Origin of the sequence: Streptomyces nojiriensis, from assembly GCF_017639205.1 — a bacterium.
Lineage (GTDB): Bacteria > Actinomycetota > Actinomycetes > Streptomycetales > Streptomycetaceae > Streptomyces > Streptomyces nojiriensis.
In genome coordinates this window covers 7,010,046-7,021,872 of sequence record NZ_CP071139.1, presented here as the reverse complement: position 1 = coordinate 7,021,872, position 11,827 = coordinate 7,010,046, and the positions used below count along the sequence as shown (strand labels likewise).

At 70.9% G+C, this 11,827-nt stretch carries 8 protein-coding genes; 1 reads left to right on the top strand and 7 read right to left on the bottom strand.

What is annotated here, in order from left to right; translation table 11 throughout:
* The 7 genes from JYK04_RS32565 to JYK04_RS32535 form a co-directional block, all read right to left on the bottom strand.
* Entirely contained in the window at window positions 1-1,251 is a 1,251-nt protein-coding gene (locus tag JYK04_RS32565) for a GNAT family N-acetyltransferase (protein WP_189745850.1), read from the bottom strand.
* A 107-nt stretch (window positions 1,252-1,358) separates the two neighbouring features.
* Window positions 1,359-2,624 (bottom strand): YncE family protein, encoded by a 1,266-nt coding sequence (locus tag JYK04_RS32560; RefSeq protein WP_189745848.1) that lies wholly within the window; start codon window positions 2,622-2,624, stop codon window positions 1,359-1,361.
* Window positions 2,625-2,763: 139 nt separating this feature from the next.
* On the bottom strand, window positions 2,764-3,915 hold the full coding sequence (locus JYK04_RS32555; protein ID WP_189745846.1) for an XdhC family protein: 1,152 nt from the start codon (window positions 3,913-3,915) through the stop codon (window positions 2,764-2,766).
* A gap of 103 nt (window positions 3,916-4,018) precedes the next feature.
* Window positions 4,019-5,482: an NCS2 family permease gene (locus tag JYK04_RS32550; RefSeq protein WP_189745844.1), complete on the bottom strand. Its 1,464-nt coding sequence runs from the start codon at window positions 5,480-5,482 to the stop codon at window positions 4,019-4,021.
* Between the two features lie 320 nt (window positions 5,483-5,802).
* On the bottom strand, window positions 5,803-8,205 hold the full coding sequence (pucD, locus tag JYK04_RS32545) for a xanthine dehydrogenase subunit D (protein WP_189745842.1): 2,403 nt from the start codon (window positions 8,203-8,205) through the stop codon (window positions 5,803-5,805).
* 2 nt (window positions 8,206-8,207) lie between these two features.
* Window positions 8,208-8,840: a (2Fe-2S)-binding protein gene (locus JYK04_RS32540; RefSeq protein WP_189745840.1), complete on the bottom strand. Its 633-nt coding sequence runs from the start codon at window positions 8,838-8,840 to the stop codon at window positions 8,208-8,210.
* Window positions 8,841-8,842: 2 nt separating this feature from the next.
* The gene (locus JYK04_RS32535) at window positions 8,843-9,739 is read right to left on the bottom strand and encodes an FAD binding domain-containing protein (RefSeq protein ID WP_030715117.1); all 897 of its coding nucleotides are present in this window, start codon (window positions 9,737-9,739) and stop codon (window positions 8,843-8,845) included.
* A 253-nt stretch (window positions 9,740-9,992) separates the two neighbouring features.
* Between JYK04_RS32535 and JYK04_RS32530 the strand changes: the two genes are divergently transcribed.
* Window positions 9,993-11,672, top strand: a complete 1,680-nt coding sequence (locus tag JYK04_RS32530) for a PucR family transcriptional regulator (protein ID WP_030010043.1) — start codon at window positions 9,993-9,995, stop codon at window positions 11,670-11,672.
* The last annotated feature ends 155 nt before the right edge of the window (window positions 11,673-11,827 follow it).

The following is an 11,827-nucleotide window of genomic DNA, read 5'->3' as shown; positions in this document are numbered from 1 at the left end:
TCAGAACTCGTCGCCCGTGTGCGGCAGTACGGGCGTCCGCAGGGCCGCGTCCAGCGCCGCCGCCGCGCCGGGCGTGTGCTCCCGTACCAGCCCGGCGGCGACGAGTTCCGCGACCCGGGTCCCGCCGAGGTAGCAGGCGGCCAGTTCGCGTACGTCCAGGGCCAGGTCGGCGGCGGAGTCCGCGTGCTCGTACGCGGCCCCGCCCGGCCCGGCCGTCAGCCGGAACCGCCCGGCGTTGGCGGGCATCCGCACGTCGTGCACCTCCAGCACCACCTCCACCGGCGCGGCCCAGGACCGCCGCGTCAGCGCCGCGTGTACGTCGACCAGGCGCAGCCAGAGCGCCGGGAACTGGGCGGTGACCCGCACCTGGTCCCGGTCCGCGGCGAAGTGCAGCAGCGGGTCGTCGACCGGGCGGCCCCAGGCGCGGACCCTGCCGGTGAGGTCGAGGGAGGCCACGCACTCCCACAGCGCGGCGGCGACCGCCGGGGTGTCGGCCTCCAGCTCGTCGACCCGGACCAGGCCCGGCGCCCGGGTCCGTCCGGCTCCGCCGTCCCCGCCGCCGTCGTCCTCCGGCTTCGTGCGGTAGAGCACGTACCCGGCGATCGGCCCTCCCGCTTCGCCCAGGACGATGATCCGCGGCGGGCTCAGCTCCTCGTCCTCCTCGTCCTGTTCGGCCAGCCACTCCTCGGCCCAGCGCTGCGCGCTGCGGGTGGGGCGGCCCGCCCGCCCGGCCCGGGCGGCCTCGTGGAAGGGCCCGATGACGGCGACGGCCTCCTCCGGGTCGACGAGCCGCAGCGGGCGCCGGTCCGGGTCGATGCGCAGGGCCAGCGGGCGGGTGGAGTCGATCTCGATGGTGACGCCGGTGGTGGCGCTGCCGTAGCCGAAGCGGCCGTAGATCGCGGCCTCGGAGGCCCAGAGGGCGGCGAGCGGGCGGCGGGCGGCGGCGGTCCGCCGCAGCATCTCGTCCATCAGTGCGGTGAGCACGCCGCGCCGGCGGTGGGTGGGGGCGACGCCGACGAAGGTGAGCCCGGGGCAGGGCAGGTCCGCCCCGGGCACCGAGAGCCGGAAGTCGTGCGCGGCCATGAAGCCGGCCAGGACCGTGCCGTCGTAGGCGCCGATCCGGTCGCAACTCGCGAGCAGCTCGTGGTGTTTCTCCCGGACCTCCTTCTCGGGCCGGTCGTGGAAGACCAGGTACGCGAGCTCCAGAGCACGGTCGATGTCGGACTCGGGTACCTCGCGGATGTCCACCATGATCGCGAGACTAATCGGTCATCGCGGGACCGGTCACCTCATAGTGGCCGGTTCGACACGTCCGGCCGGTGCGCGAGCCCCCGGCCGGTGCGCGAACCTCCTGCGGACTACCGTGCGGCGGGACCGGTCCAGCCGGCCGGGACGCGGCCGAGCCGGACGCGCTGCGGATGGTCCCCGACGGGGACGGAGACCCGCTTGGTGCCGGTGGCGAAGTCGATGGCCGTGACCCGGTCGGCGCCGCTCTCGGAGATCACGCAGGCGCTGCCGTCGCCGGAGACCGTGGCCCAGTACGGCTTGGCGGCGGGCACGAGGGGACCTTCGGCGAGGGTGGCGCGGTCCACGACCGTCGCATAGTCGTCCATGGTGCCGGCGATGCAGAGCTTCGCCCCGTCGGGGCTCATGGACATGCCGTGGTGGCGGGAGTCGTTGACCCAGGTGGTGCGGTCGGTACTGGTGGCGGGGTTCATGGGGAGGGTCTTGAGGCGGGTGATCCGGTCGGAGGGGACGTCGTACTCCAGGAAGCCGTTGAAGAAGGACACCTGGAAGTAGAGCTTCGACTCGTCGGGGCTGAAGGACACCGGGCGGACGGCGTCGGACAGGTCGCGGCGGCCGAAGGCGTCCAGCCGCTCCCGCATGTCGATCACCCGGACCGTGCGGAAGGTCTGCGCGTCGACCACGGTGATCTTGCGGTCGCCCTTCGTCCAGTCCAGCCAGGGCGCGTCCAGGGCGGTGTTCACCTCGCCGATGGAGCTGTTCCACAGGAAGCGGCCGTCGCGGGTGAAGGTGTTCTCGTGCGGCTTGTCCCCGGTGCCGAAGGAGCCGACCTGCCGCCCGGTGGTGATGTCCAGGACGTGCACGGTGTTGGCCGTGGAGGCCGAGACGGCGACGCGGGTCCCGTCCGGCGAGACCGCCATGTGGTCGGAGCGGTACCCGGACACCGGGAAGCGCCAGTTGACGCGTCCGGAGGCCACGTCGATGGACACGACGTCGGCGAAGCTGGGGCGGGAGACGACGACCGCGGAGCCGTCGGGGGTGGCGTACATGTCGTCGACGAACTGGTCGTGCCCCTCGCCCGCGCTCTCCCGGATGCCGAGGAAGAAGGCGAGCTTCACGGGGTTGAGGTAGATCTCCCGCAGCCGCTCCGCCTTGTCGGGGACCACGTCGATCCGGCCGACCTTGGCGAGGTCTCCGGTGGAGGCGAGGACGTCGGCGGTCCCCTCCCAGTTGTTCCCGACGAAGAGCACCTCGCGCAGGCCGCCCCCCGGACCGGAAGCGGATGCGGAGCCCGGGGCGGGACCGGACGGGGCCGGCGTGAAGGCGGTGAGCAAGGTGGCCGCGGCCAGCAGGCCCAGGGTTCGCACGGTACGCAACATCCGCTCAACTCCGCTACGGGGAAGGGGTGGAGAGGGTGCCTCCTATTACCGGCGGGTAAAATAGGGGGAACGGCACAAGGGCGCAACCCCCACGGGGTGCGCCCTTTTCTCACCTTCGGCCCGCCCGGCCGTCACGCCTTCAGGCGACGGAACCGATCCGGTCGAGCATCGTGTGCGAGACGTCCGGGTGGATCGGGATGTGCGCGCCGGTCAGGGCCGCGCCGGTGCCGCCGCGGCGGTTGGCGACGATCTCGGCGGCGATGGACAGCGCGGTCTCCTCCGGGGAGCGGGCGCCGAGGTCCAGGCCGATCGGGGAGCGCAGCCGGGCCAGTTCGAGCTCGGTCACGCCGACTTCGCGCAGTCGCTCGTTGCGGTCCTCGTGGGTGCGGCGGGAGCCCATGGCGCCGACGTAGGCGACGGGCAGCTTGAGGGCCAGTTCGAGGAGCGGGACGTCGAACTTCGCGTCGTGGGTGAGCACGCACAGGACGGTCCGGGCGTCCACGGCCGTGCTCTCCAGGTAGCGGTGGGGCCAGTCCACGACGATCTCGTCCGCCTCGGGGAAGCGGGTCTTCGTCGCGAAGACGGGCCGGGCGTCGCACACCGTCACCCGGTAGCCGAGGAACTTGCCGATCCGCACGAGGGCGGAGGCGAAGTCGATGGCACCGAAGACGATCATCCGCGGGGGCGGGACGCTGGACTCGACCAGCACCTTCAGCGGCTCTCCGCAGAGCCTGCCGTCAGCGCCGATCTCCAGCACGCCGGTCCGACCGGCGTCGAGCATGGCGCGGGCCTCTGCGGCGATGGTGCGGTCCAGCTCGGGGTGCCCGCCGAAGCCGCCCTGGTGGGCGCCTTCGGTACGGACGAACACGGCGCGGCCCATGAGCTCGGCCGGGCCCCGCGCGATCCGGGCCACCGCGGCGGCCTCGCCGCGGGCCGCGGCGGCCAGCCCGGCCGCGAACACCTCCCGGGCGGGAGAGCCCACGCGGACCGGGGTGACCAGGATGTCGATGATTCCGCCGCAGGTCAGGCCCACGGCGAAGGCATCGTCGTCGCTGTACCCGAAGCGCTCGTGGACGGTCTCGCCGTCCTCCAGCGCCTGCCGGCACAGCTCGTACACCGCACCTTCCACGCATCCGCCGGAGACCGAGCCGATGGCCGTGCCCTCGCTGTCGACGGCGAGTGCGGCCCCGGGCTGCCGGGGCGCGCTCCCGCCGACCGCCACGACGGTGGCGACGGCGAAGTCACGTCCCTGCTCGACCCACCGGTTCAGCTCTTCGGCGATGTCCAGCATGGGGGGCCTCCTCGGAGAGGTTCGGTTCCAGTATCCGATACGTACATCGGGTGCGTATCGGATGCGTGGAGGTGCGGGTACGTGATGATCAGGCCGTTCGGGGTCAGCCGACCCCGAGCCAGCCCTCGATCGGGTTCAGGGCGAAGAACACCACGAAGATCGCGGTGAGCGCCCACATGAAGCCGCCGATCTCCCGGGCCTTGCCCTGAGCGATCTTGATGGCGACGTAGGAGATCACACCGGCGGCGACGCCGGCCGTGATCGAGTACGTGAACGGCATGATCACGACGGTCAGGAAGACCGGGATCGCGGTCGCGCTGTCGGCCCAGTCCACGTGGCGGGCGTTCTGCATCATCATCGCGCCGATGACGACCAGGGCCGCGGAGGCGACCTCACCCGGGACGATCTGCGTGATCGGGGTGAAGAAGAGGCAGGCGGCGAAGAACAGGCCGGTGACCACGGAGGCGAGACCCGTGCGGGCCCCCTCGCCGACGCCGGTCGCGGACTCGACGAAGACGGTCTGGCCGGAGCCGCCCGCGATGCCACCGATGGCGCCACCGGCGCCGTCGATGAAGAGCGCCTTGGACAGGCCCGGCATGCGGCCCTTGTCGTCGGCCAGCTTGGCCTCGGTGCCGACACCGATGATGGTGGCCATGGCGTCGAAGAAGCCGGCGAGCACCAGCGTGAAGACGATCATGCCGATCGTCATGTAGCCGACCTCGCCCCAGCCGCCGAAGGAGACGTCGCCGAAGAGCGAGAAGTTCGGCATCGAGACCGCGGAGCCGTCGAGCTCCGGCGGGCCGTTCTTCCAGGCCTTCGGGTCGATGTCCACGACGGCGTTGAGGATCGCGGCCAGCACGGTACCGCCGACGATGCCGATCAGGATGGCGCCGGGCACCTTGCGGGCCTGGAGCATGAAGATGGCGACCAGGGTGATACAGAAGAGCAGCACGGGCCAGCCGGACAGCTCACCGACCGCGCCGAGCTGGACGGGGGGACCGAACTCGGGACCCTTGCCGACGAAGCCGGCCTTGAAGAAGCCGATCAGGGCGACGAAGAGGCCGATGCCCATGGTGATCGCGTGCTTGAGCGCGAGGGGGATCGCGTTCATGATCATCTCTCGGAGGCCGGTGACGACCAGGAGACAGATCACGACACCGTAGACCACACACATGCCCATGGCCTGCGGCCAGGTCATCTGGGGGGCCACCTGCGAGGCCAGCACGCCGGACACGGAGAGACCGGCGGCGAGGGCGAGCGGCACCTTGCCGACGAAGCCCATGAGGAGCGTGGTGACGGCTGCGGCGAACGCGGTGGCGGTGATGATCGCCGACCCGTCCATCACCGTGCCGGCGACGTCCTTGCCCGACAGGAGCAGGGGGTTGAGCAGGAGGATATACGCCATGGCCATGAAGGTCGTGATACCGCCACGGACCTCGTTGCCGACGTTCGAGCCTCTGTGGGTTATATGGAAATAGCGGTCGAGCCAGGACCGTCCGGCGGGCGGCTGGGAGCCGTCGCCGGCTTCCTCCGCGGTGGTCTTGGGCTCTACTGACGACTGGGTCATGGTGCCTAACTCCCAAGGTTCAAAGGGGCACCCGCTTGGAGATTGGAGACGCGGGATTTGGGATGCTGCGTTTGGCTGCACGACCCGGGGTGACGGCCCGAGGCGACGCGAATGTTCACTGCGTGTACTGCGGGTAGTGCGGGGGTGACCGCTGGTACCACGGGGGTTCTTGCAGGGGTACTGCCAGGTGAAGGGACCGCGAGCGGTGCGGTGCTTCGTATGTCCTCCGGGCGGTGTGGCGCGAAGTGTGACGTTCCCATGCACACCGCCCGGAGAGTCTGAGGGGTCCGGGGGCCTCGCGGCCCCCGGACCACGCCGTCCTAGAGGGTCCCGGTAAGGGCTTCCGGACGGATCGGCGTCTTGTTGATCTCCAGACCCGTCGCCTGCCGGATCGCCGCGATGACGGCCGGGGTGGACGAGAGGGTCGGGGCCTCGCCCATACCGCGCAGGCCGTAGGGGGCCTTCGGGTCGGCGAGCTCCAGGACGTCGACCGGGATGGTCGGGGTGTCCAGGATGGTCGGGATCAGATAGTCCGTGAAGGAGGGGTTGCGCACCTTCGCGGTCTTCGGGTCCACGATGATCTCTTCCATGATCGCGACGCCGAGACCCTGGGTGGTGCCACCCTGGATCTGGCCGACCACGGAAAGCATGTTGAGGGCCTTGCCGACGTCCTGCGCGGTCGCCAGCTCGACGACCTTGACGAGGCCGAGCTCGGTGTCCACCTCGACGACCGCGCGGTGCGCGGCGAAGGTGTACTGGACGTGGCCGTTGCCCTGGCCGGTGACCAGGTCGAAGGGCTCGGTCGGCGCGTGGCGGAACTCGAGCTCGAGGTCGATGGCCTCGTCGCCCAGGATGTCGGCGATGTCCGCGAGGACCTCGCCGCCGTCGGTGACGACCTTGCCGCCTTCGAGGAGCAGCTCGGCCGTGGCCCACGCCGGGTGGTACGAGCCGTTCTTGCGGCGGCCGATCTCCAGGAGGGCCTCACGGACCGCCTCACAGGTGTTCTTCACGGCGCCACCGGTCATGTACGTCTGCCGGGAGGCGGACGTGGAACCGGCGGAGCCGACCTGCGTGTCGGCCGGGTGAATGGTCACCTGCGTGACGCCCAGCTCGGTACGGGCGATCTGCGTGTGGACGGTGATACCGCCCTGGCCGACCTCCGCCATGGCCGTGTGGACCATCGCGACGGGCTCGCCGTTGATGACCTCCAGCCGTACGCGGGCGGTCGAGTAGTCGTCGAAGCCCTCGGAGAAGCCGACGTTCTTGATGCCGACCGCGTAGCCGACGCCGCGGACGACGCCCTCGCCGTGGGTGGTGTTCGAGAGGCCGCCGGGCAGCGCGCGGACGTCCGCGCTCTCGCCGGCGGACTCCCACTGGCGCTCCGGCGGCAGCGGGCGGGCCTTGACCCGGCGCAGCAGCTCGGCGACCGGCGCCGGGGCGTCCACGACCTGGCCGGTGGGCATGATCGTGCCCTGCTCCATGGCGTTCAGCTGGCGGAACTCGACCGGGTCCATGCCCAGCTTCGCCGCGAGCTTGTCCATCTGGGCCTCGTAGGCGAAGCAGGCCTGGACGGCGCCGAAGCCGCGCATCGCGCCACAGGGCGGGTTGTTCGTGTAGAGCGCGATCGCCTCGATGTCCACGTCGTCCAGGACGTAGGGGCCCACCGAGAGGGAGGAGGCGTTGCCCACGACCGCCGGGGAGGCGGACGCGTACGCGCCGCCGTCCAGGACGATCTTGCACTTCATGTGCGTGAGCTTGCCGTCCTTGGTGGCGCCGTGCTCGTAGTAGAGCTTCGCCGGGTGGCGGTGCACGTGGCCGAAGAAGGACTCGAACCGGTTGTAGACGATCTTGACCGGCTTGTTCGTGGCCAGGGCCAGGAGGCAGGCGTGGATCTGCATCGAGATGTCCTCGCGGCCGCCGAAGGCACCGCCGACGCCCGAGAGCGTCATGCGGACCTTCTCCGGCGGCAGGCCCAGGACCGGGGCGATCTGCTGGAGGTCCGAGTGCAGCCACTGGGTGGCGACGTACAGCTCGACGCCGCCGTCCTCGGACGGCACGGCCAGGCCGGACTCCGGGCCGAGGAAGGCCTGGTCCTGCATGCCGAAGGTGTACTCGCCCTCGACGATGACGTCGGCGCGCTTGCGGGCCTCTTCCACGTTGCCGCGGATGATCGGCTGGCGGTGCACGATGTTCGGGTGCGGGACGTGACCGATGTGGTGGTCGTCGCGGCCCTCGTGGATCAGCGGCGCGTCCGGGGCGAGGGCGGAGGCCTCGTCGGTGACGAGCGGCAGCTCGCGGTAGTCGATCTTGATCTTGGCGGCCGCGCGGCGGGCGGTCTCCGGGTGGTCGGCGGCCACGAGGGCGACCGGCTCACCGTGGTGACGCACCCGGCCGTTGGCGAGCACCGGGGTGTCCTGGATCTCCAGGCCGTAGTTCTTCATCTCGGCCGGCAGGTCGTCGTACGTCAGCACCGAGTACACGCCGGGCATGGCGAGCGCCTCGGAGATGTCGATGGAGACGATCTCGGCGTGGGCGACGGTGCTGCGCAGGGTCTGGCCCCAGAGCATGTCCTCGTGCCACATGTCCGAGGAGTACGCGAACTCGCCGGTGACCTTGAGGGTGCCGTCCGGGCGGAGAATCGATTCACCGATGCCGCCCTTGTTGTGCTTCTGGGTGACGTTCGTCGGCGTACCGGCGGGCACGGTGCGGGTGTTCTGCGCCATGGTCAGACCGCCTCTCCCTGACGGGCGGCCGCGAGGCGGACCGCGTCGAGGATCTTCTCGTAACCCGTGCAGCGGCAGAGGTTGCCGGACAGGGCCTCACGGATGTCCTGGTCGGACGGGGAGGAGTTCTCCTCCAGGAGCGCGTCCGCCTGGATCAGCAGACCCGGGGTGCAGAAACCGCACTGGACGGCGCCGGCGTCGATGAACGCCTGCTGGATGGTGGAGAGCTCGACGCCCTCACCGGTCTGCGAGTCGCCCGCCCGCGAGCGGAGCTCGCTGTTGGGCCCGTGCGCCTGCCACTGCTTGGCCGCGTCCAGGGACACGCCCTTGCTGCCGCAGCCTCCGCCGGTGCCGCAGGCACCGCCGTGGCCGTGCTCGTCGCGCTGCTTGGAGAACTCCGCCAGACCCTCGACGGTCACGACGTCGCGACCCTCGACCTGGCCGGCCGCCACCAGACACGAACAGACCGGCACGCCGTCGAGACGGACGGTGCAGGAACCACACTCGCCCTGCTCACAGGCGTTCTTGGAACCCGGCAGACCCAGGCGCTCACGCAGGACGTAGAGAAGGGACTCACCCTCCCACACGTCGTCGGCTTCCTGCTGACGGCCGTTGACCGTGAAATTGACGCGCATGATTACGCAGCCCCTTCAAGCGAGCGGCCGTTGCCGGTACCGCGGTACTGCTCCCAGGTCCAGACGAGCTGGCGGCGAGCCATGATGCCAACCGCGTGACGGCGGTACTTCGCCGTGCCGCGGACGTCGTCGATCGGGTTGGCCGCGCCGGAGGCGAGGTCACCGAACTGCTTGGCGATCGACGGGGTGATGACCTTGCCGGACTCCCAGAAGCCGCCCTCTTCGAGCGCGGCGTTCAGGAACTCCTCGGCGGCCTTGGCCCGGATCGGCGTCGGCGCGGCCGAACCGATGCCGGTGCGGACCGTGCGGGTCTCGGGGTGCAGCGCCAGACCGAACGCGCAGACCGCGATGACCATCGCGTTGCGGGAGCCGACCTTGGAGTACTGCTGGGGGCCGTCCGCCTTCTTGACGTGGACGGTCTTGATGAGCTCGTCGGCGGCCAGCGCGTTGCGCTTCACACCCGTGTAGAACTCGTCGATCGGGATGAGGCGGGAGCCGCGTACGGACTCCACCTCGACCTCGGCGCCCGCCGCGAGCAGCGCGGGGTGGGAGTCGCCGGCCGGCGAGGCGCAACCGAGGTTGCCGCCGACACCGCCGCGGTTGCGGATCTGCGGGGACGCGACCGTGTGCGAGGCGAGCGCGAGTCCCGGGAGCTCCGTACGGAGGTTCTCCATGATCTGGGTGTACGGGACGGAGGCGCCCAGGCGAACCACATCCTCGCCGACCTCCCATTCCCGCAGCAGACCGATGCGGTTCAGGTCCAGGAGGTACTCCGGCCGGCGGTGGTCGAAGTTGATCTCGACCATCACGTCGGTGCCACCCGCAATCGGCACAGCTGAGGGGAACTCGGCCTTAGCGGCGAGCGCCTCCTCCCAGCTGGCGGGGCGAAGGAAGTCCATGAGCGGCTCTCTTCTTCTTCATCGTGTCGTTGACTTCAAGCCAGGAGGCCTGAGAGTCCTCGACTGGTCGTTCACGTGCTGTTAACGCGGTGTGGACCCAGTACACAAGCCGCTCGCCCCCCGGTGCAGTCACTGAAACCATGAAGGAGTTGGCTGACGGCCTCCCTCGTCTTGTAGATTCGTATGAAAGGCAGGATGCGACGACCTGCCCGATTTCCAACGGCAACATTCGAGACAGATCGGCGGCGACATCATGCGGCTGCGCGCACTGCTGGAAACCGAGGCGCTGGGGCTGCGGCTGCTCGGCGGCGAGGGTGAACTCGACCGGACCGTCCGCGGGGTCATGACGACCGACCTACGGGATCCCAGCCGGTACCTGTCGGGGGGCGAACTCGTCCTGACCGGCCTGGCCTGGAGACGAAATTCAGCCGACTCCGAGCCATTCGTACGAATCCTGGCGAGCGCGGGCGTCGCCGGGCTCGCCGCGGGCGAGGCGGAGCTGCAGGCCATTCCCGATGATCTTGTTTCGGCCTGTGTGCGCAACCGGCTGCCGCTGTTCGCCGTGAACGAAGACGTTGCATTCGCCACGATCACCGAGTACGTCGTCCGGCAGGTCTCGGGCGAGCGCGCCGGAGACCTCGCGGCCGTCGTGGACCGACACCGCCGGCTGATGACCTCGGGTCCGGCCGGCGGCGGCCCCGACGTGGTGCTCGATCTGCTCACCACCGACCTCGATCTCCGGGCCTGGGTGCTGTCCCCCACCGGCCGGCAGATCGCCGGGGCGGGTGAGCCGCTGGCGCCGGGCGTGTGCGCAGCACTGGCGGGCGAGCACCTTGCGGCGGTCCGGACGGGCCGCAGGGGGCCGCATCGGATCTCCATCCAGGGTATTACCTACTCGCTCTTCCCGATCAGGGGACACGGGCGCGGGGCCGCCGGCCCGGGGGCCCGGGACGTGCGCGAGACCGTGCTCTCGGACTGGCTGCTGGCCGTCGAGGCGGACGCGGGCGACTGGCCCGCCGAGCGCCTCGACCTGCTGCAGGGCGTCACCCAGCTGATCGCCGTGGAGCGGGACCGGCGCGACGCGGCCCGCACCGTGCGCCGCCGCCTCGCACAGGAGGTCCTCGAACTGGTACAGACGGGTGCCCCGCCCGCGGAGATCGCCGCCCGTCTGCGGGTCGCGGCCCCGGTGCTGCTGCCCGGACTGGGCGCCGCCCCGCACTGGCAGGTCGTCGTGGCCCGGGTGGACTGGGAGGGCGGGGACGTCCCCGGCGGCCCGGTGGCCCAGTCGCTGCTGGAGGAGATCCTCGTCGACCCGTCCGTCTCGGGGCCCGAGCCCTCGGACCGGATCGCCGTGGCCCACGCGGGTGACGAGGCCATCGCCCTGGTACCGCTGCCCTCGCTCTCCGGGGACGCCGGGGAGGACAAGGGCCCGGACTCCGCCCTGCACGCCGACGAGCTCCTCGCGGCCGTACGGGACCCCCTCGCGGCCGGTCTGGCCGACGACGGCCGGCTCACGCTGGGCGTCAGCGCGGCCGTGCACTCCGCGGAGGGGCTGCGCGGGGCGCTGGAGGAGGCCCGGCACGCCCGCCGGGTGGCCGCGGCGCGCCCGGGCCGGGTCTGCGCGGCGGGTCACCACGAGCTGGCCTCGCACGTGCTGCTCCTGCCGTTCGTCCCGGACGACGTCCGCCGCGCCTTCACGGCCCGGCTGCTGGACCCGCTGCGGGACTACGACCGGCGCCACCGCGCGGAGCTCATCCCGACGCTGGAGGCGTTCCTGGACTGCGACGGTTCCTGGACCCGCTGCGCGACGCGGTTGCACCTGCACGTCAACACGCTGCGCTACCGGGTCGGGCGAATCGAGCAGTTGACGGCGCGGGACCTGTCCCGGCTGGAGGACAAGCTCGACTTCTTCCTGGCACTGCGGATGAGCTGAGCAGATCCGCCCCGCGGCCGCCGGGGTTCGGCCACGGGGCGGCTGATGATCCGTCCGGACTTTGTGAAAAAGTTCACCCAACCCCTTGGCCGAGGCCGTGAATCCGTGCTCTCATTTCGCCCCAGGGCTCAACGATGTGCTGCTTGCTTGCTTTG